The organism is Amycolatopsis sp. NPDC048633, assembly GCF_040650695.1.
Classification (GTDB): Bacteria; Actinomycetota; Actinomycetes; order Mycobacteriales; family Pseudonocardiaceae; genus Amycolatopsis.
Genome location: NZ_JBEZHS010000001.1, coordinates 386,230 through 403,406 on the forward strand (window position 1 = coordinate 386,230; position 17,177 = coordinate 403,406).

The following is a 17,177-nucleotide window of genomic DNA, read 5'->3' on the forward strand; positions in this document are numbered from 1 at the left end:
GGTAGCCAGGAGGGTGGCCCTGCTCAAACTGGAGGTTCGATGTCCCTGGACGTGTCACCCGCGCTGCTGGAGAAGGCCGAGCGCGGGGAGGTCACCGACGCCGAGTTCGTCACCTGCGTCAAGGAATCCCTGCCGTACGCCTGGGAAGTCATCACCGGCGTCATCGCCGACGCCGAGGGCGCCGCGGACGGCTTCGCCGACAACGAGACGCCGCCACCGAGCGAGGCGGCCCGCGGGCAGCTGCTGCGGGCCCTGGCCTCGGACGCGATCCGCGGCGGCCTCGAGCGCCACTTCGGCGTCAAGCTGGCCTTCCAGAACTGCCACCGGGTCGCCGTGTTCAGGAGCTCCGAGCTCGACGGCGATCGCTACCGCGCGTTCGTCTCGCCGCGCGGGCAGCTGCTCAACCAGAGCCCGGAGCTGCGGGACTGCTAGCCCGCAGCGCGGGCAGCACCTCGGTGCCGATCCGCGCGATGTTCGCGTAAGTCCCCTCCGGCGTACCCGACGCCTCCACGAGCATCAGCACGTGGGAGACGCCGGTGCGCCGGAGGCTCGTTTCCAGGGTCCGGACGCAGTGCCCGGCGTCGCCGACCGGGTGGATCCGGCAGAGCCGTTCGGTGTAATCCCCCGGATCTCTGCTGGGCCCGGGCCGTCCGTCCACGGTGACGTGCGCGCCGAGCCCGCCCTTCAGCCACGCCGGCAGCGCCTTGCGGACGACATCGGCGTCGCCCACTTGGCAGAGCACGGTCGAGACGTGGTCCGCGGGCTTCCCGTAGGCCGCGACGGTGGCGGCTTTCTCCTCGTCGTCCGCGTGCAGGCCGAGCAGCAGCGGAAGACTCCTGGCCGCCGCTTGGCGCACGGCATCCGACGCCGGCCCACCGCACGCGACGACGACGTCTGGCCGCCGTTCCGGGGTCGGTACCACGGGCACCTCCCGGAAGGCGAAGTGTCTTCCCCGCGCGTGTACCCGGCCGGTGGTGGCTTTTAGGAAGACGTCGAGGGTTTCTTCGAAGCCGGTCTCGTAGCGGTCCAGGCCGGTGCCGAACACCTCGAGGTCCTGCCACGGCCCGCCGCGCCCGACACCGAGCCGCAGCCGCCCACCGGAGACGGCGTCGAGCATCGCCCACTGTTCGGCCAGCGCCACGGGGTGCGTCGTCGACAGGACGCTGACCGCGGTACCGACCCCGATCCGCGACGTCCGCCCGAGCACGTACCCGGCGAGCGTGATGGCGGACGGGCACACGCCGTAGGGCAGGAAGTGGTGTTCGGCGAACCAGACATCGTCGAAGCCGGCGTCTTCGGCCAGCTCGGCGGCGCGGACCGACCGGAGCAGGACGTCGGAGTCGCGTTGGCCCGGGAAGCGGCCGCTGACCAGGAAGACCCCGAACCTCAGTTGACCGCGACCTCGTTGAACCACAGCCGCGGCTCCAGCCACGGGAACACCACGAACATCAACAGCGCGACCACGCCCAGGGCGAGGACCACGGAGATGGTCAGCTTCACCGCGAACGGGCCCGGGAACTTCCGCCAGAGCCACCCGTACATCAGGCCTCCCCGATCTTCGAGAGCAGGTCGCCGTAGTCCTTGACCTGGTTCTTCGGCACCTGCTGGGTCAGCACCGACGTGATGATGAGCCGCTGCTGGGCGGAGAACTGCGGGTGGCACGTGGTGAGCGTGAGCAGCGCGGCCTGCTGGGCCTTCGGCAGGGTCTCGGCGCCCTTGTACGGGACCGGGTTCACCGCGGTGCCCTCGCTGGGCAGCACGACCTTGCGGCCGAAGGTCTCGTCGTACGCGCCGCCGTCCTCGGCGTTCGGGTCGCGCAGGGTCGAGACGCCCTTGCACGTGGGCTCGGCGCCCTTGCCGCCCGCCCAGTTCTCGATCTCGTCGTCGTACGGGAGGACCTTGTAGATGTAGAAGTCGGTCGAGGTTTCGATCACGATCTGGTCACAGGAGGAGAGGTTGTCCAGGTCGTTGAACGGGGCACCCTTGCCGACGCGGTGGCCGGCGACGGCGAAGTTGCCGGGCTCGCCGGGCAGCGACGTGCCCTTGTAGTGGCCGGGCCCGACCTCCAGGGAGGCGTCGTCGGTGCCCTCCTGGATCGTGAAGTTGTAGTCGACGCCGAACGTCGGGATGTGGATGCGCGCGAACGCCTTGCCGTCGATCAGCTCGGGGTGCAGCGTGCGGTCGTGCTCCCACTCGCCGTTGAGCTGGTCACTCGCCTCGGACTGCTTGCCCGCTGAGAACAGGTCGGTCACGTACAGCTCGTAGACCATGAACAGCAGCACGACCAGGCCCAGCGTGATGAGGACTTCGCCGGCGGTCCGGATCGCGACGCCGCCCTTGCCCAGCGGCGTGGGCGGCTTCTCCGCGGTCGCGGTGCCCCCCTTGCCGACCGGGGCGAACACGACCGTCTCCTCGGCCGCGCCCGGCGGCGGGGCGGGGCTGGTGTAGCGGCGCGGCGGCGCGCCCTGCGGACGCCGGGGCGGCGGGCCCGGGGGCCGCGGCGGCACCTGGCCGCGCGGGGGCGTGGCGGGATTCCGGCGCTGGGGCACGGGCCGTTGCCCGGGGTGTCTGCGCCGGTCGTCATCCGGTCCTTCGCGCGTAGTCACGCAAGCTCCTCTCAAGCCGCGTCCGACACTTGGTGACCCCGACGTCACGGTACGGGAAATCCGACCACTCCCGGCCGCTGCTTTCCTGCGGTCGTTTACGTTAACGTGTGCACGTGGCGCTGGTTGCGCACCCCGAGCGGGTCATCGCCACCGACCAGCCCGAACAGCACCGCGAGGAACACGATGCCCAAGTCCAAGGTCCGCAAGAAGACGGCTTACACCCCGCCTGCCGACCGGCGCACGCCGGTGAAGGTGCGGGCGGCCGGTCCCACCGGTCTCGCCTGGAAGATCCCCATGTTCGGGTTGATGCTCCTGGGCCTGATCTGGCTGCTGGTGAACTACATCGCCGGGGACAAGATCTCATGGATGGCCGACCTCGGGAACTGGAACTTCGCCGGCGGGTTCGCGCTGATGATCGCGGGTCTCCTGATGACTATGCGCTGGCGCTGATTATTACTCCGAATGGCGGCTTGACGCCGAATTACACCGGTGTGACTCATCCCCAGTGTGGATAACCCCTGTGGATAACTACCCCACCTCTTGGGCGCCGCGTCAGGCCCTTGTGGTATCGGCATGGGCGGTCACCGCGCTGCTGCTGGCCGGTGTGGTGGCCGACGCGCTGACCGGCGACCGCGGCGGCCTGGTGCTGTTCGCACTGGCGACGCTGGCCGTCGGCGCGTTCGCCGCCCACTCGACGCTCGTCCGGCCCCGCCTGGCCGCCGACACCGAGGGCCTGGTGGCCCGGACGCTCGGCGGCACGCACCGGCTGCCCTGGGCGCAGACCCGCACGCGGCTGCGCACCACCCGCCGGCTGGGCCGCGACGGTGTCACGCTCGAGATCGAGCACGAGGACGAGCTGTACGTCTTCGGGTGGCTCGACCTCGGCGAGGACCCCCGCGACGTCCTGGACGTCCTCAGCACGCTGCGGGCGCGCAGCTAGCCGCAGGTGTAGTACAGGCCCTGGCGGTACTGGACGAACTGGCAGGTCTCCGGCGGGAACTGCGAGCCCTTGTAGATCATCAGGCCGATGATCGCGACGGCGATGATCCCGATGCCGATGGCCTGCCAGCGCGCCTGGTCGGCCTGCGGCGCGTAGAGCAGCGCCACGGTGAGCAGGGCTCCGGTCACGAGGCCGCCGAGGTGCCCGTAGATCGAGATGCCCGGGATGCCGAAGGTGATGAACGCGTTCAGCGCGAGCGTGATGATCAGGCCGGTCGGGTTCAGGCGCAGCTTCACCACGGTGACCGCGTAGGCGCCCATCAGGCCGAACAGCGCACCGGACGCGCCGGCCGTCCCCGGGAACTCGCCGGGGTTGCCGAACAGCAGCACGGCCGCCGACGCGCCGAGCATGGAGACGAAGTAGAGCGCGAGGTACCGGCCGCGGCCGGTGACCTGCTCCAGCGACCGGCCCATCATCCACAGCGAGAACATGTTGACCGCGATGTGGATGGGTCCGTAGTGCAGGAACCCGTTGGTCAGGACGCGCCACCACTCGCTGTGGCCGAGGGTCGCGTCGCCGTAGAGGCTGGCGTGCTGGAAGAGCGACGACAGCTCGTTGTCGTTCAGGCTGCCCGACTGGACGACCGTGACCAGGAAGACCAGGACGTTGACCGCGAGGATGGCCTGGGTGACGAGCACCGACTGGGACAGCCGCGCGCCGAAGACGGTGCGCTGGCCGAACCCGGCCTCCTGGTAGCCGCGGTGCTGCCGGCGTTGCTGCTGGGCGCCGCCGTGCACGCAGTCGGTGCAGTGGAAGCCGACCGGGGCTTCACGGAGGCAGTCCGGGCACGCTGGACGCCCGCACCGGGAACAGCTCAGTCCGGTCGGGCGGTTCGGGTGCCACCAGCACCCGGGGAGCGCGGCTTGCGGTTCGGCGGCGGGGTTCGGCGGTTGGTTCACGATGGAACCAACCTACCGAAACCTGACCGGCTCAGCCCTCGTGGTCGATCGTGACCTTCTCGATGACGACGTCGGTCAGCGGACGGTCCGCCGGCCCCGTCGACGTACGGCCGATCGCGTCGACGACGTTGCGCGACTCCTGGTCGGCCACCTCACCGAAGATCGTGTGCTTGAAGTTGAGGTGGGTGGTCGGCGCGACGGTGATGAAGAACTGCGAGCCGTTCGTGCCGGGCCCGGCGTTGGCCATGGCCAGCAGGTACGGCTTGCTGAACTGCAGCTCCGGGTGGAACTCGTCGCCGAACTTGTAGCCGGGGCCGCCGCGGCCGGTGCCGGTCGGGTCGCCGCCCTGCAGCATGAAGCCGTCGATGACCCGGTGGAAGATCGAACCGTCGTAGAAGGGCCCGGAGTTCGTGCCCGCCGCGTTCGGCTGGGTGTACTCCTTGGTGCCCTCCGCCAGCCCGACGAAGTTCGCGACCGTCTTCGGCGCGTGGTCGGGGTGAAGGTTCAGGTTGATGTCACCCTGGTTGGTGTGCAGCGTCGCTTTCACGGGCTTCATGGTGCCATCAGCAGCGGGCGGCGGCGAAAAGGGGCACGATAGGTTACGGGTAACAGAGCAGTGTCAAAACGAATGATGAGGTGAAGTCCATGTCCCGGGCGACAGCCCAGGCCGCCGAGACCGCCGACAAACTCGTCTCCGAGGGCGTCAAGCACGGCCGGCGCGCGCAGAAGCAGCTCGCGAAGAAGACCGAGCTCACCCGCAAGGAGCTCAAGAAGAGCTCGAAGGCAGCCCGCCAGGAGGCCCTCTCCCGGCTCTCCGAGCTGCGCAAGCCGGGTCGCAAGGCGAAGAAGGCCGCCATCAAGGCCGCGAAGGCGGCCGGCGAGTCGAAGCGCCGCGGCAAGAAGGACTTCAAGTCGGCGAAGAAGGACTTCTACGCCGCTGTCGTCGAGGCGAAGGCCGCGGCGAAGGGCACTCGCAGCCGTCGCAAGTGGCCGTGGCTGCTCGGCCTGGCCGTGGTCGGCGCCGGTGCCGCCTACGTCCTCCGCTCGAAGCAGGAGCCCCCGGTCGCGCCCGCGCCGCCGAAGGCCACCCCGCCTGCGCCGAAGCCCGCCGAAGCGGCGAAGCCGAGCCCGCAGGCGAACGGCAAGGCGCCGTCCCCGGCGCCCGCCGAGAAGAAGAACTGAACGCGACGCGAAGAGGCCCCCGGCGTGCACCGGGGGCCTCTTCAGTCGTGCTTTGAGTCCGATCAGGCGATGGAGGCGTGCTTGTCCACCAGCGCGCCGAGGCGGGGCAGCGCCTCCTCGACGTTCTTCTTGCCGTTCGGGCGCAGCTTGCCGTAGACCTTCTTGATGCTGTCACGGCTGCTGCGCTCCGCGCGCGAGTCGGTGACGCTCAGCAGCGCGTCGGAAGCCTCGTCCGAGCGGCTGGTCAGGTAGGCACCGAAGTCGTTGCCGCCCTTGGCGCGGTAGTCGACGTAGAACGGCTCGAGCGCGACCACGAAGTCGGGCAGCAGCGTGTCGACGGCCGAGGGGATGATGCCCGGCTTGATCTTCTTGACCGCGGCGAAGCCGGTCTTCACGACGGCACCCGAGACGCCGCCCTTGTCGGAGACCTCGGCGTCGACGAGGGTCTCGAAGTCGGTCACGACGGCCGGGCGACGGCCGGAGTCGAGCAGGATTTCCTTGAGGGTGTCAGCCACGATCTAGTCCTTTGTCGTTGCAGATTTTGTGCCCGGCCCCCGGGGGTGGGGATCCCCCGATGGCTGCGGTGCGCGAGTCCACGAAGCCTGCGCGTGACGCACAGGGTAATACAAGATCAACATCACTCACCCGTGTGGAGCCCGCTACCTAGAGCTTAAGGGCAGCGATAGCCTTCTTGACCACTGTGCGTGCCTTCACGCTCTGCTTTTGGTTAGTGGTCGCGATGACCGCCGCGGTCCCCTTCGCGACCGCGTAGACGGCGCCGTCGTCTTTCGACTCGTAGCCGCCCTTCCAGCCGGCCGGGTCGCTCGCCGGGTTGGACGACTCGACCGGCGCCACCTTGTTGACCAGGGCGGTCGCCGTCTTCGCGTCCCCTACGTACACCTGGACGGTGAGCTGGATCTTCCCGTCCGGGCGGTAGAAGAAGCACGCCGGGTGCGGCTTGTCCGCCGACAGGCGCACCTTCGACACGTGCTGGCCGTTCGAGTCGGCCACGAACTCGCTGCCTAGGTACGGGCAGTCACCCGTCGTAGCCGGCTGAGGATCCGGCGGCAGCTCCGAACCCGCGGCCGCGCCGGTGGACACCGACGGCGGGCTGGGGGTCGCGGTACCGGACACGATGGAGGGGCCGCAGCCGGCCAGCAGCACCACAGCGGGCGCGAGAAGTACGAGTCGTCGCATAGCGCGCACAGTCAACCATGAAGCATGTGTGAAAACCGCTGGCTGAACTCGCCGTGACCATGGGACGTGCGACGATGACGTTGTCTCAGTGAGGGAGGTCCCGGCGTGCTCACCCCCGAGCAGTACCTCGGCGCGGTGGCCGAGCGCATCCAGCGCTCCGGCGGCGTGCTGAACTCCGTGCAGATCGGGCCCGCCGTCTGCGCCGTCGGGCTGTTCACCGAGTCGGTGATGCTGACGACGATGAACTACTGCGTGGTCGCCGGGGCCGTGCCCGAGGTCAGCGCCGCCGCGCTGTACGACTTCACCGGCCGCGCCACCCAGCACGCCCGCGCGAACATGGTCGGCACCATGGGCTGGACCGCGGGGTCCGTGGTGATCGCGGGGCTCGTCGGCCAGCGCGTGTACCCGGACGCCGCACAGGCCGCGTCGGCGAAGACGAGCAACCAGTTCGGCGGTGAGACGCGGATGGTGGCGGTGGACCTCACGGCCGGGCAGATGTACGCGTTCACCGGCGGGAAGGTCTGGGGCGCCGCGATGCAGGGCGCGATCCGGGCCAAGCTGACGTACTGCTTCCCGCAGCCCGCCGAGGTGTACCAGCAGGTGCAGTGGCAGCAGGCGCAGCAGCCGCAGCTCCCGCCGCAGCAGGTCCAGCAGCCGCCGCCCGGGTGGCAGCAGCAGCCACCGATGGCCGCGCCGCCGGTGCCGCCCCCGCCGTACGCCGGGCAGCCCGGTCCGCAGCCGCCCGTCTACCCGCCGCCGGGGCACCCGCCGTACGGTTATTGACATGGTGGAGTTGCGTGGCTGGCCGTCGTTCCCCGAAGAACTTCCCGTGTTCACGCCGGAAACGGCGGCCGAGGACCCGCAGACGCTCTTCGTCGAGTGGCTGACCGAAGCCGGTGAGCACGTACTGGCGCCGCATGCCGTCACACTGTCCACAGTGGACGCCGATGGGGCGCCGGACGCGCGGGTGGTGATCCTCAAGGACGTCGGCCCGGCCGGCTGGGCGGTCGCGACCAGCTCGGAAAGCCCGAAGGGGCTGCAGCTGCGCAAGGATCCGCGTGCCGCGCTGACGTTCTTCTGGCCCGGGCGCGGCCGCCAGGTCCGGCTGCGCGGCCCGGTCTCGCCCGCGGCACCCGAGGTGTCCGCGGCGGATTTCCTGGCCCGGCCGCCCGCGTCGCGCGTCGAGGCGTTCATCGGGCACCAGTCCCAGGTGCTGCACGACCCGGCGGACCTCGACGCGGCGGCCGCGGAAGCGGAGCGCTGGGTCTCGGAAAACCCCGGCACCGCGCCGGAGACGTGGACGCGGTACCTCGTCGACCCGGACGAAGTCGAGTTCTGGCAGGCGAGCCACGACCGCAAGCACGTGCGGCTGCGGTACCGGAAGACCGGCGGCGGGTGGGTCCGCGAGCGCCTCTGGCCTTGACGGTCCGGACGCGGCGGCGTAGGCAGGAAATCCGACAAAACGGAGGCCCGCATGCGCCGAACCGTCGTCCTCACCGCCACCATCGCGCTGTCCGCCGGGCTGTTGTCCGGCGCCTCCGCCGGTGACCTGCCCGCGTCGCACCACCCCGCCGTGTTCGAGACGGTTTTCGCGTCCCCGCTCGGCATCGAAGGCCTGACGACCGACGGCCGGGGCAACCTCTACGCCCCGGCGCGCGGCGCCGATCCCTGTCCCGTCTACCGCGTCGCCGCATCCGGCGGCCCGGCCGCGGTCGTCGGCACGATCCCGGCGCCCTGCAGCCCCGCAGGCCTGACGTTCGACCGCCGTGGCCGCTTGTACGTCGCGAACGCCGACACCGTGGTGTCGTTCGTGCCGGACGCGGCGAACCCACCGGCCGCGACGGTGTTCGCCAGCGGCGTCCCGGGCGCGAACGGCCTGGCGTTCGACCGGTCGGGCGCGCTCTGGATCTCCGACGGTGGCACCGGCCAGGGCCGGGTCTGGCGGGCGGGCACCGACGGCGTCGCTCTCGAGCAGTTCCGCGTGCAGCCGATGGTCAGCGACGTCATCGCCGGCGGGATCGGCCGGGACGTGCGCGGCCTGCCGCCCGGCACGGTCACGATCACGCCGAACGGCCGCACCGCGGCGGACACCGCGGGCTCGCAGCACATCGTCGCGAACGGCCTGGCGTTCACCGCGGACGGCACGCTGCTGGTCGCGGACACGGCCCGGGGCGCGCTGTGGCGCGTGCCGATGGACCGTTCGGGCCGCCCGCGCGCGGCGACCGGCTGCGATGTGGCGTTCCCGGCGAACACCCTGTGCCTGGACGACATCGAGGTCCAGCACCCGTACCTCGAAGGCGCCGACGGAATCGTCCTCGACCGCGCGGGCAACGTGTGGACGGCGGCGAACGAGCGCAACGCGATCATCCTGACCCGCCGCGACGGCCGCGTCGTCGAGTACTTCCGCAACCCGGCCGACGCGACGTCGAAGCTGCGCAACGCCGGGCCGCTGGAGTTCCCGACGAGCCCGGTGCTGCTCCCGGACGGCCGCCTGTGCGTCACGCAGTCCGACGGCAACCGCCGCGACAACGCACCGAACACGGCAGGCGAAGCGAACCCGACGGGAGCGGTGCGGGGGAAGATCTCCTGCGTCCGGGGGTAGACCGCGGACCGGCGGCTGTGCGCATGATGCAGTCATGCGCTCGAAGATGCTGACCGCCGGGCTGGTCCTGGCGCTGACCGCATTCGGGGGTGTGGCCGCGGCCGACGCGCGTCCTGGGGGACGACCGACGCTGACGGACCCGCATCCGTGCCCGGGACAGCCGGGCTTCACCTGCTCGACCCTGACCGTGCCGTTCGACCACACCGGCCGCCGGCCGGGCACGCTCGACCTGCCGATCGCGGCTTCGGACAACGTGACCGCGCCGAAGGGCGTGCTGCTGTTCCTCACCGGCGGGCCCGGGCAGGGCGGCGTCGGCACCATCACGCGGATCGCCACCCAGCGGCTGCCGGAGGTGACCAAGGACTACCGGATCGTCATGCTCGACCAGCGCGGCACCGGCGCCGGCGCGCTGAACTGCCCGGGTCTGCAGGCGCAGACGGGCAGTTCGGACATCGCGACGCCGACGCGCGACGCGGTCACCGAGTGCGCGCGCATCCTCGGCGACACGGCCCCGCTGTACTCGACCGACCAGAGCGTCGCGGACTTCGACCAGCTCCGGCGGGCGCTGGGCGTGTCGAAGATGGTGGTCGACGGCGTCTCGTACGGCTCGTTCACGGCGGCGCGGTACGCGATCGCGCACCCGGGCAACGTCAGCAAGGTCGTCCTCGACTCCGTGCTGCCGCACCACGCTTCCGCGTCGGCATCCCTCTACCTGACCGGACTGACGGCCGAAGCCCGCGTGCTGCGCGCGGCGTGTGCGGTGGCCCCGGTCTGCGGATTCGACCCGGCGGACGACCTCGCGTGGGTGGTGCGCCACCGCAGCCCGGCCGACGGCGTGAAGATCTTCGACGCGATCGTCGCTTACGAGTTCTCGGACCCGACGTACCGCTCCCCGGACGCGGGCGACGTCATCGGCGCCCTGCACGCGGCGCGCACCGGATCGTCCGGCTGGCTTGACCAGCTGGTCATGGGCTACACGACCGAGGACGTCGACCCGGCGTCCTTCAGCGCCGGCCTGCACGCGGCGACGCTGTGCGCGGACCAGCGTTTCCCGTGGGGCACGTCATCGACGCCGGTGGGCTTGCGGCAGCCGTTGCTGTCGTTGACCGCGCGCGCTCTGCCGGCTTCAGCGACTTGGCCGTACACAACGGAAGTGGCGACGCAGCAGGGCTTCATCCAGGGCTGCCTGCCGTGGCCGGTGGAGCGCGTCGGCTCGAACCCGGCGTCGAAGCTGCCGAACGTCCCGGTGTTGCTGCTGAACGGCGACCGCGACCTGTCGACGCCGCTGGAGTGGGCGCGGGAGGAGGCCGGCTTTGCGCCACAAGGAAAGCTGGTGGTCGTACCGGGCGAGTCCCACTCGATCCAGAACCGCGAGCGCGGCCACGCGGGCCGGGACGCGGTGATCAGCTTCCTGCGGTGAGGCTTTCGACGACGAGGCCGCAGACCGTGAAGTGGTGGAAGGCCGCCATGTCCGGGTCGAGGTTGAGCGCGAAGCCGTGGCTCGTGACGCCGCCGCGGATCCGCATCCCGATGGAGGCGACCTTCGACGCGCTTGATCGGCCATCCCACGAACCCAACGTACGCCGAGATTTTCTTTGCACGCCAACGGAATCGTTGTGGAGCTGAGGGGAATCGAACCCCTGACCCCCGCCTTGCAAAGGCGGTGCTCTACCAATTGAGCTACAGCCCCGGGTGCGGGCCGGAGCCCGCGGAAAACTCAGTTGTGGGACGCACCCGCCGGCTTGGCCGGAGTGGTGCCGTTGTTCGAGGGGACCGGCGCGGTCGCCTCACGCCACAGGTCGGCTTCGGCCTTGGCCGCCTTGTTGCGCTTCACGACGAACAGGACGCCGCCCGCGATGACCGCGAGTGCCAGCAGCTTCTTCACCGAAGCCCCCTTCTCAGCTTGCTTCCCTTACCCCGCGATGTTACTGCACCGGCGCCGGGCGCCGTCGGGGGTGGTGGTTCCACGTGGAACCATGATTGCGCAGGTAACGCACGTCACACCCGGCGGGAAATACCGGGGCGGGGTGCCCCGTTGTACACAGTGGTCGATGTGCCCACCGTGTCCCCCGGGCCTCAACCACCGCCTTCGCGGAGTTCCGTTCGGCTGGAGCCGCGTCGAGCCACTCGCCGAGAGGCGACCGTGGTGCGCGTCGACCGTGACCGCTCAGCCCTGCCGGTACCTTCTCTTCCCGGCAGGGCTGACCTGTATCCGGGACATCTCAGGGCAGGAACATCCCCGTGCCCTGGTCCCCGACCTGCGGGTTCTGCGCGACGTCGGTCCGGCGAGCGTCGCCCAGCCCGCCGGCGATCCGCTTTCCGCCACGTTTGCGATCCCGCAGGTCGACCAGCACGGCGACCGCCAGCAGCGCCACGACCACGATCCCCAAGACGATCCAACCCATGTCGGCCCCCTTCGTCACCACCACGGTAAGCCCGGGAGATCGGGACGGTCCGCACTCTTGACCGAGATTTAGGGCGCCGGCTACTCGGTGACCGTCGGTGACCCGTTGTAGAGCGGGCGGACCTCGAGCCATTCGTTGATCGGCTCGCCGCGGGGCCCGGGCGCGGCGGACAGCTCCCCGGCCAGCTCGACCGCGCGTTCCCAGGACTCCACGTCGATGATGTACCAGCCGGCGATGAGGTCCTTGGTCTCGGCGAACGGACCGTCGGTCACCGGCGGGCGTCCCTGGCCGCCGGCCCGGACGAACGCGCCCGCGGGCGTCAACGCCTGCATGTCGACGAACTCGCCCCGCTCTTCCAGACGGGCCCCGAAGTCGCCCATGAAACTCAGGTGCGCGTCGACCTCTTCCGGTGTCCACTGGTCCATCGGCGGGAAGTCGGCGGCGGGGGCCGGACCACCTCGGTAGTGCTTGAGCAACAAGTACCTCATGGCGTTCTCCTTCGTCGGTCAGCAGCCTTCGTGGTCGCTGATGTCCCCGGGACGGAACCGGCCGCGAGTTCTCGACAGAACTCTTGTGGTTACGTGTCGAGAACGTGGCACCGGCTCCGTCCCCGGGTCACGAGCGGCCACGGAGGCCGTGTGAAAACGGGAGGAAACCCATGGCGATCCAGCGGCTGGACAACATCGGGCTCGTCGTCGACGACCTGGCGGCGGTCATCGCGTTCTTCCTCGAGCTCGGCCTGGAGCTCGAGGGCAAGGCGACGGTCGAGGGGCCGGACGTGGACCGTCTCGTCGCACTCGAGGGCGTCCGGTGCGACTTGGCCGTGGTGCGGACCCCGGACGGCCACGGACGGCTCGAGCTGATGAAGTTCCACTCGCCGTCGGGCACCACCACCGCCGAGCCGAACGCACCGGTCAACGCCCACGGTTTTCGTCGCATCATGTTCGCGGTCGACACCATCGACGAGGTCCTGCCCCGGCTGCGCACCCATGGCGCCGAGGTCATGGGCGACCTGGTGAAGTACGGGGACAGCCATCGGCTCTGCTACGTCCGCGGCCCGGAGGGCATCATCATCGCGCTGGCCGAGAACGTCGCCTGAACCCCACTCGCACCGGAAAGGACCGCCACCATGGCCATCGCCGATGACCTCGACCGCGCCACCGACTCGCAGTGGGACTGGGTCGCCGAGCAGACCCGCACTTATCTGGCCTCGGGCGGCACCGAGGGACACGAATCGAACGGCGTCCACACGCTCATCCTCGCCACGACCGGGCGCAGGACCGGCGTGCCGCGCCGCACCTGCCTGATCTACGGCACTTCGGGTGACGACTTCGTCGTCGTCGCCTCCAAGGCCGGCGCCGACGAGGATCCGGCGTGGTTCAAGAACCTCCAGGCGAACCCGAGCGTCGGGGTCCAGGCCGGCACCCGCCGGCTGAACGCGCGCGCCCGCGTCGCGACCTCTGCCGAGCGCGCGACGCTGTGGGCCCGGATGGCGAAGATCTTCCCGCTATACGACGAGTACGCGCAGAAGACCGACCGTGAAATCCCGATCGTCCTGCTCACCCCGCAGGACGCCGAGTAAGGAACGACGTCATGCCCACTTCCTTTCCCCTGGAGCCCACTCCGCTCCACGTGTCCGACGAGGTCCTCGACGACCTGCGCGCCCGTCTCGCACTGACCCGTCCGCCGCTGGACGAGGGGAATGGGGACTGGTCCTACGGCGTCCCGGCAAGTTATGCCGGCGAGCTGGTCGCCTACTGGCGGGACGGCTACGACTGGCGCAAGGCCGAGGCCGCCATCAACGCGTACGAGCACTACCAGGTGAGCGTCGCCGGCGTCCCGGTGCACTTCATGCGCAAGCCCGGCCGCGGCCCCCGCCCGATCCCGCTGATCCTCACTCACGGCTGGCCGTGGACGTTCTGGCACTGGTCGAAGGTGATCGACCCGCTCGCCGACCCGGCCGCGTCCGGCGGTGACCCCGCCGACGCGTTCGACGTCATCGTGCCGTCCCTGCCCGGGTTCGGTTTCCCGGGCCCGCTCACCGGCTTTCCGGACGTCAACTTCTGGAAGGTCTCGGACCTCTGGCACACCCTGATGACCGAGACCCTGGGATACGAGAAGTACGCCGCCGGGGGCTGCGACATCGGCGGGATCGTAACGAGCCAGCTCGGCCACAAGTACGCCGACGAGCTGTACGGCATCCACATCGGCTCCGGGCTGCCGCTCAGTTTCTTCACCGGCCCCCGCGCGTGGGACTTTGCCCGGAACCGGCCCCTCACCGACGACCAGCCCGCGGACGTCCGCGCCCGCATCATCGAGCTGGATCACCGCTCGGCCTCCCACCTCACCGTGCACATGCTCGACGGCGCGACCCTGGCCCACGGGCTGAGCGACTCACCGGCCGGCCTCCTCGCCTGGCTGCTGGAGCGCTGGAACGCGTGGAGCGACAACGGCGGCGACGTCGAGTCCGTCTTCACCAAGGACGACCTGCTCACCCACGCCACGATCTACTGGGTGAACAATTCCATCGCGACGTCGATGCGGTACTACGCCAACGCCAACCGCTACCCGTGGGCCCCGGCGCACGACCGCACCCCGGTCGTCGAGGCCCCGGTCGGCCTCACGTTCGTCACGTACGAGAACCCGCCGGGCATCCACACCGCCGACGACCGCGTCCGGGCGTTCAAGAACGGCCCGCAGGCCGAGTGGTTCAACCACGTCAATGTCGCCGCTCATGACCACGGCGGTCACTTCATCCCCTGGGAGAACCCCGATGCCTGGGTGAGCGACCTGCGACGGACCTTTCGCGACCGCAGGCCGGGAAGCTAGTCAGGCGGACCCCGATGTAGCACCGGGTCGCTCGGCGACGACTGACCGTGCGTGACGAAGTGGAAGCCGACGCTGGACTGGGCGCCGGCGCGCGGAACGCTGGTGCTCAGCGGGGCCGCGCTGCTGGCCGGGATGACGGTGCTGTTCGGGTGGGTCGACTGGCCGGCTTTGGGCCGGTGGGCGCGCCCGAACGCGGTGCCGCTGGCCCTGTTCGCGGCTGCCGGGGTAGGCCTGAGCGCCGCCGGTTGGCGGCTGCGTGGGCAGCACGCGCCGCGGACACGGGTCCCGGGAATGAGCTGGTGGGTCGTCGCCGCGGCCGCGATCGTGGTGGTCGTCGTGGCCTGGGTCGCGACCAACTGGCTGCTCGGTGAGGCCGCCACGGCGAAGGATTCGGGCGCCGCGCGGGTCGACGCGATCAAGACGGGGCTCGGCATCGGCGCCGGCACCACGGGGATCTTCGCGCTGCTGCTGGCGGTGCGGCGGCAGTGGCATAGCGAGAGTGACGCGACCGAGAAGAACGTCACCGAGCTGTACACCAAAGCCGCCGAACAGCTCGGCTCGACTGAAGCCCCGGTCCGCTTGGCCGGTCTCTACGCTCTCGAACGGCTCGCGCACAACAATCCCGGGCAGCGACAGAGCATCGTCAACGTCATCTGCGCCTACCTGCGCATGCCCTACACGCCGCCTGGCCCCGCACCGGCGACCGGCAGCGTGGAACATCAGGAGCGGAGCCAGGAACGCGAGGTCCGGCTTGCTGGTCAGCGCATCCTCACCGATCACCTGGCTCCGCATGACCACCACAAGTTCTGGGACAACATCGACCTGGACCTCACCAACGCGCACCTCATCGACTTCACCCTGCAGCGCTGTCGACCACGGATCGGCCGCTTCGCCGGCGTGACCTTCTCCGGTATCGCCTCGTTCGAAGGCACGACCTTCGCCGGTATCGCCTCGTTCGGCGACGCGAGCTTCACCGACGACGCCTGGTTCAGGGACGTGACCTTCGCCGGCGACGCCTTGTTCTGGGGCGCGACCTTCGCCGGCGACGCCTTCTTCAGCGACGCGACCTTCACCCGAAAAGCCTCGTTCGACAAGGCGACCTTCGCCAGCAACGTCCAGTTCGGCGGTGCAAAGTTCACCGGCGAAGCCTGGTTCAGCAGCGCATTCTTCACCCACAACGCCTCGTTCAGCGGCGCATTGTTCGCCGACAAAGCCTGGTTCCTCGAAACGGCCTTCACCTGCGAAGCCTGGTTCAGCGGCACGACCTTCACCGGCGACGCCTGGTTCAGCGACGCGATCTTCACCGACAAAGCCCGGTTCAGGGACGCGATCTTCACCGACGAAACCTCGTTCAGCGACACAACGTTTACCGGTGGTGCCGGGTTCCGCGGCGCAACGTTCACCGGTGCTCTCCCGACGATTGATCGACGACTCGCCGAGAATGCTCAATTCGCCAACGTCATCCTCACCAGCTACTCGCCGGACCGTACGATCGTCGCGGGCATCGTCGTGGACGTGCACGAGATACAGGCAACTGCCAACGAGGCCGGGGCTTCCCCAGAGTGACAGTCACTCACTTAGTCACCCAGGTCACGCAAAAGCCCGGCTCGCATCTCGCGAACCGGGCTTTGACCTGCGTGGGCCTACCAGGACTTGAACCTGGGACCTCTTCGTTATCAGCGAAGCGCTCTAACCACCTGAGCTATAGGCCCTTGAACGAGGAGAACTTTACAGGACCCCCGAGGGGGCCCCGCAACCGGGTTACTCCCGTTCCGACAGCGTGACTTCGAGGCCGCCCGCGAGGTCGGCTGACACGTTGTAGATGAACGCGCTGACCGTTGCCAAGGCCGAGACCAGGACGATGTTGATCGCTCCCAAGATCGCCGCGATGCCGAACACCCGGCCCGCGCTGATCAACGGCTCCGAGGACGCGTTGGCGCCTTCGCCGCCCACCAGGGACGAGTACGTTCCGTTCAGCTTGTCCCAGACGCCCATGCCGTCGAGCACCGTGTACAGGACGCCGACCGCTACCAGCCACACGAAGAACATCGCGACGCCCAGTACCAGGGACAGCTTCAGCACCGACCACGGGTCGAACCGCTTCACCTGCAGCGATGCCCGGCGCGGGCCCCGGCCCGGGCGCCGGAGGGCGCTGGGCCGGGCTCGCTGGTTGGACGCCGAGGGGACGGCCGCCGCCGATGGCTCGCCGCTCGGTGGGGTTTCGGGGCCGCCGAAGAGCTTCGGGGCTGCGCTGCCCGTCACCACCGGCCGCTGGTCGGCGGAGACGGGTTGTGTCTCGCCGGCCGGCGGTTCCGGCTTGTAGAGCGCTTCGTCCGTGGCAATCCCGACCGTCGCTTCGGAGTCGCCGTCCTTGCCGACCCGCTGCCAGGGCGGGCTAGCCGGAGTCCCGTTCGAACCCGCTGCCTCGGGATTCTCGGATGGTGTCACGAAGAGTCA

General features: G+C 69.8%; 24 protein-coding genes and 2 tRNA genes. 12 read left to right on the top strand and 14 right to left on the bottom strand.

The window, feature by feature from the left end; genetic code table 11:
- Positions 1–39 precede the first annotated feature (39 nt).
- A complete protein-coding gene (locus AB0C38_RS01975) occupies positions 40–432 on the top strand; it encodes an SCO5389 family protein (RefSeq protein WP_360665001.1) in 393 nt (130 codons plus the stop codon).
- On the opposite strand, the gene AB0C38_RS01980 is transcribed toward AB0C38_RS01975, so the two are convergent.
- Genes AB0C38_RS01980 through AB0C38_RS01990 form a run of 3 tightly spaced genes read right to left on the bottom strand, consistent with a single transcriptional unit; the run spans position 401 to position 2,549 of the window.
- Positions 401–1,414, bottom strand: coding sequence for an LLM class flavin-dependent oxidoreductase (locus tag AB0C38_RS01980; protein ID WP_360665005.1), 1,014 nt, complete (start codon positions 1,412–1,414; stop codon positions 401–403). The genes AB0C38_RS01975 and AB0C38_RS01980 overlap by 32 nt on opposite strands.
- On the bottom strand, positions 1,387–1,542 hold the full coding sequence (locus AB0C38_RS01985) for a hypothetical protein (RefSeq protein WP_360665008.1): 156 nt from the start codon (positions 1,540–1,542) through the stop codon (positions 1,387–1,389). The genes AB0C38_RS01980 and AB0C38_RS01985 overlap by 28 nt, the downstream gene beginning before the upstream one ends.
- Positions 1,542–2,549 (bottom strand): class E sortase, encoded by a 1,008-nt coding sequence (locus tag AB0C38_RS01990; protein ID WP_360667433.1) that lies wholly within the window; start codon positions 2,547–2,549, stop codon positions 1,542–1,544. Before AB0C38_RS01990 ends, AB0C38_RS01985 begins: the two co-directional genes overlap by 1 nt.
- Positions 2,550–2,789: 240 nt before the next feature.
- On the opposite strand from AB0C38_RS01990, the gene crgA reads away from it, so the two are divergent.
- Entirely contained in the window at positions 2,790–3,056 is a 267-nt protein-coding gene (crgA, locus tag AB0C38_RS01995) for a cell division protein CrgA (RefSeq protein ID WP_348952508.1), read from the top strand.
- 112 nt (positions 3,057–3,168) lie between these two features.
- On the top strand, positions 3,169–3,546 hold the full coding sequence (locus tag AB0C38_RS02000) for a PH domain-containing protein (protein WP_360665012.1): 378 nt from the start codon (positions 3,169–3,171) through the stop codon (positions 3,544–3,546).
- On the opposite strand, the gene AB0C38_RS02005 is transcribed toward AB0C38_RS02000, so the two are convergent.
- The gene (locus AB0C38_RS02005) at positions 3,543–4,505 is read right to left on the bottom strand and encodes a rhomboid family intramembrane serine protease (protein ID WP_360665015.1); all 963 of its coding nucleotides are present in this window, start codon (positions 4,503–4,505) and stop codon (positions 3,543–3,545) included. The genes AB0C38_RS02000 and AB0C38_RS02005 overlap by 4 nt on opposite strands.
- 31 nt (positions 4,506–4,536) lie before the next feature.
- Positions 4,537–5,061, bottom strand: a complete 525-nt coding sequence (locus tag AB0C38_RS02010) for a peptidylprolyl isomerase (protein ID WP_360665018.1) — start codon at positions 5,059–5,061, stop codon at positions 4,537–4,539.
- Positions 5,062–5,150: 89 nt separating this feature from the next.
- Between AB0C38_RS02010 and AB0C38_RS02015 the strand changes: the two genes are divergently transcribed.
- Positions 5,151–5,687: a hypothetical protein gene (locus tag AB0C38_RS02015; RefSeq protein WP_360665021.1), complete on the top strand. Its 537-nt coding sequence runs from the start codon at positions 5,151–5,153 to the stop codon at positions 5,685–5,687.
- 62 nt (positions 5,688–5,749) lie between these two features.
- Here AB0C38_RS02015 and AB0C38_RS02020 read toward each other — a convergent pair whose 3' ends face one another.
- Positions 5,750–6,202: a hypothetical protein gene (locus AB0C38_RS02020; protein ID WP_360665023.1), complete on the bottom strand. Its 453-nt coding sequence runs from the start codon at positions 6,200–6,202 to the stop codon at positions 5,750–5,752.
- Between the two features lie 148 nt (positions 6,203–6,350).
- Complete coding sequence (locus AB0C38_RS02025) at positions 6,351–6,884, bottom strand: DUF2020 domain-containing protein (protein ID WP_360665026.1); 534 nt, start codon at positions 6,882–6,884, stop codon at positions 6,351–6,353.
- A 105-nt stretch (positions 6,885–6,989) separates the two neighbouring features.
- On the opposite strand from AB0C38_RS02025, the gene AB0C38_RS02030 reads away from it, so the two are divergent.
- Genes AB0C38_RS02030 through AB0C38_RS02045 form a run of 4 tightly spaced genes read left to right on the top strand, consistent with a single transcriptional unit; the run spans position 6,990 to position 10,906 of the window.
- Positions 6,990–7,667, top strand: a complete 678-nt coding sequence (locus AB0C38_RS02030) for a hypothetical protein (RefSeq protein WP_360665029.1) — start codon at positions 6,990–6,992, stop codon at positions 7,665–7,667.
- Position 7,668: 1 nt separating this feature from the next.
- Positions 7,669–8,307, top strand: a complete 639-nt coding sequence (locus AB0C38_RS02035) for a pyridoxal 5'-phosphate synthase (protein WP_360665032.1) — start codon at positions 7,669–7,671, stop codon at positions 8,305–8,307.
- A 51-nt stretch (positions 8,308–8,358) separates the two neighbouring features.
- The gene (locus AB0C38_RS02040; RefSeq protein WP_360665035.1) at positions 8,359–9,486 is read left to right on the top strand and encodes an SMP-30/gluconolactonase/LRE family protein; all 1,128 of its coding nucleotides are present in this window, start codon (positions 8,359–8,361) and stop codon (positions 9,484–9,486) included.
- Between the two features lie 34 nt (positions 9,487–9,520).
- A complete protein-coding gene (locus AB0C38_RS02045) occupies positions 9,521–10,906 on the top strand; it encodes an alpha/beta fold hydrolase (RefSeq protein WP_360665037.1) in 1,386 nt (461 codons plus the stop codon).
- Here the strand turns inward: AB0C38_RS02045 and AB0C38_RS02050 are convergent.
- The 5 genes from AB0C38_RS02050 to AB0C38_RS02070 all read right to left on the bottom strand — a co-directional run bounded on the left by AB0C38_RS02050 (position 10,890) and on the right by AB0C38_RS02070 (position 12,379).
- The gene (locus tag AB0C38_RS02050; protein WP_360665039.1) at positions 10,890–11,012 is read right to left on the bottom strand and encodes a hypothetical protein; all 123 of its coding nucleotides are present in this window, start codon (positions 11,010–11,012) and stop codon (positions 10,890–10,892) included. The genes AB0C38_RS02045 and AB0C38_RS02050 overlap by 17 nt on opposite strands.
- Before the next feature lie 91 nt (positions 11,013–11,103).
- Positions 11,104–11,176, bottom strand: a tRNA-Ala gene (locus AB0C38_RS02055).
- Between the two features lie 27 nt (positions 11,177–11,203).
- The gene (locus AB0C38_RS02060) at positions 11,204–11,371 is read right to left on the bottom strand and encodes a DLW-39 family protein (RefSeq protein ID WP_086679331.1); all 168 of its coding nucleotides are present in this window, start codon (positions 11,369–11,371) and stop codon (positions 11,204–11,206) included.
- 337 nt (positions 11,372–11,708) lie between these two features.
- Positions 11,709–11,891, bottom strand: coding sequence for a hypothetical protein (locus tag AB0C38_RS02065; RefSeq protein WP_360665041.1), 183 nt, complete (start codon positions 11,889–11,891; stop codon positions 11,709–11,711).
- 80 nt (positions 11,892–11,971) lie between these two features.
- On the bottom strand, positions 11,972–12,379 hold the full coding sequence (locus AB0C38_RS02070) for a YciI family protein (protein ID WP_360665044.1): 408 nt from the start codon (positions 12,377–12,379) through the stop codon (positions 11,972–11,974).
- A 170-nt stretch (positions 12,380–12,549) separates the two neighbouring features.
- Between AB0C38_RS02070 and AB0C38_RS02075 the strand changes: the two genes are divergently transcribed.
- The 4 genes from AB0C38_RS02075 to AB0C38_RS02090 are packed head-to-tail and all read left to right on the top strand — an operon-like array spanning position 12,550 to position 16,286.
- Positions 12,550–12,990 (top strand): VOC family protein, encoded by a 441-nt coding sequence (locus AB0C38_RS02075; RefSeq protein ID WP_360665047.1) that lies wholly within the window; start codon positions 12,550–12,552, stop codon positions 12,988–12,990.
- A gap of 30 nt (positions 12,991–13,020) precedes the next feature.
- Positions 13,021–13,473, top strand: a complete 453-nt coding sequence (locus tag AB0C38_RS02080; RefSeq protein ID WP_360665050.1) for a nitroreductase family deazaflavin-dependent oxidoreductase — start codon at positions 13,021–13,023, stop codon at positions 13,471–13,473.
- A gap of 11 nt (positions 13,474–13,484) precedes the next feature.
- Positions 13,485–14,720: an epoxide hydrolase gene (locus AB0C38_RS02085; RefSeq protein ID WP_360665053.1), complete on the top strand. Its 1,236-nt coding sequence runs from the start codon at positions 13,485–13,487 to the stop codon at positions 14,718–14,720.
- Positions 14,721–14,771: 51 nt separating this feature from the next.
- On the top strand, positions 14,772–16,286 hold the full coding sequence (locus AB0C38_RS02090) for a pentapeptide repeat-containing protein (RefSeq protein WP_360665056.1): 1,515 nt from the start codon (positions 14,772–14,774) through the stop codon (positions 16,284–16,286).
- Positions 16,287–16,358: 72 nt separating this feature from the next.
- Here the strand turns inward: AB0C38_RS02090 and AB0C38_RS02095 are convergent.
- Positions 16,359–16,432, bottom strand: a tRNA-Ile gene (locus tag AB0C38_RS02095).
- A 49-nt stretch (positions 16,433–16,481) separates the two neighbouring features.
- Positions 16,482–17,168, bottom strand: coding sequence for a DUF3566 domain-containing protein (locus tag AB0C38_RS02100; RefSeq protein ID WP_360665059.1), 687 nt, complete (start codon positions 17,166–17,168; stop codon positions 16,482–16,484).
- Between the last annotated feature and the right edge of the window lie 9 nt (positions 17,169–17,177).

What these genes read in the sequence shown, in the direction of transcription:
- AB0C38_RS02075 (WP_360665047.1), top strand. Translation starts at nt 12,550, where the DNA reads ATGGCGATCCAGCGGCTGGACAACATCGGGCTCGTCGTCGACGACCTG.
- AB0C38_RS02040 (WP_360665035.1), top strand. Translation starts at nt 8,359, where the DNA reads ATGCGCCGAACCGTCGTCCTCACCGCCACCATCGCGCTGTCCGCCGGG.
- AB0C38_RS02085 (WP_360665053.1), top strand. Translation starts at nt 13,485, where the DNA reads ATGCCCACTTCCTTTCCCCTGGAGCCCACTCCGCTCCACGTGTCCGAC.
- AB0C38_RS02065 (WP_360665041.1), bottom strand. Translation starts at nt 11,891, where the DNA reads ATGGGTTGGATCGTCTTGGGGATCGTGGTCGTGGCGCTGCTGGCGGTC.
- AB0C38_RS02080 (WP_360665050.1), top strand. Translation starts at nt 13,021, where the DNA reads ATGGCCATCGCCGATGACCTCGACCGCGCCACCGACTCGCAGTGGGAC.
- AB0C38_RS02070 (WP_360665044.1), bottom strand. Translation starts at nt 12,379, where the DNA reads ATGAGGTACTTGTTGCTCAAGCACTACCGAGGTGGTCCGGCCCCCGCC.
- AB0C38_RS02050 (WP_360665039.1), bottom strand. Translation starts at nt 11,012, where the DNA reads ATGCGGATCCGCGGCGGCGTCACGAGCCACGGCTTCGCGCTCAACCTC.
- AB0C38_RS02015 (WP_360665021.1), top strand. Translation starts at nt 5,151, where the DNA reads ATGTCCCGGGCGACAGCCCAGGCCGCCGAGACCGCCGACAAACTCGTC.
- AB0C38_RS01985 (WP_360665008.1), bottom strand. Translation starts at nt 1,542, where the DNA reads ATGTACGGGTGGCTCTGGCGGAAGTTCCCGGGCCCGTTCGCGGTGAAG.
- AB0C38_RS02045 (WP_360665037.1), top strand. Translation starts at nt 9,521, where the DNA reads ATGCGCTCGAAGATGCTGACCGCCGGGCTGGTCCTGGCGCTGACCGCA.
- AB0C38_RS02010 (WP_360665018.1), bottom strand. Translation starts at nt 5,061, where the DNA reads ATGAAGCCCGTGAAAGCGACGCTGCACACCAACCAGGGTGACATCAAC.
- AB0C38_RS02025 (WP_360665026.1), bottom strand. Translation starts at nt 6,884, where the DNA reads ATGCGACGACTCGTACTTCTCGCGCCCGCTGTGGTGCTGCTGGCCGGC.
- AB0C38_RS02035 (WP_360665032.1), top strand. Translation starts at nt 7,669, where the DNA reads ATGGTGGAGTTGCGTGGCTGGCCGTCGTTCCCCGAAGAACTTCCCGTG.
- crgA (WP_348952508.1), top strand. Translation starts at nt 2,790, where the DNA reads ATGCCCAAGTCCAAGGTCCGCAAGAAGACGGCTTACACCCCGCCTGCC.
- AB0C38_RS01975 (WP_360665001.1), top strand. Translation starts at nt 40, where the DNA reads ATGTCCCTGGACGTGTCACCCGCGCTGCTGGAGAAGGCCGAGCGCGGG.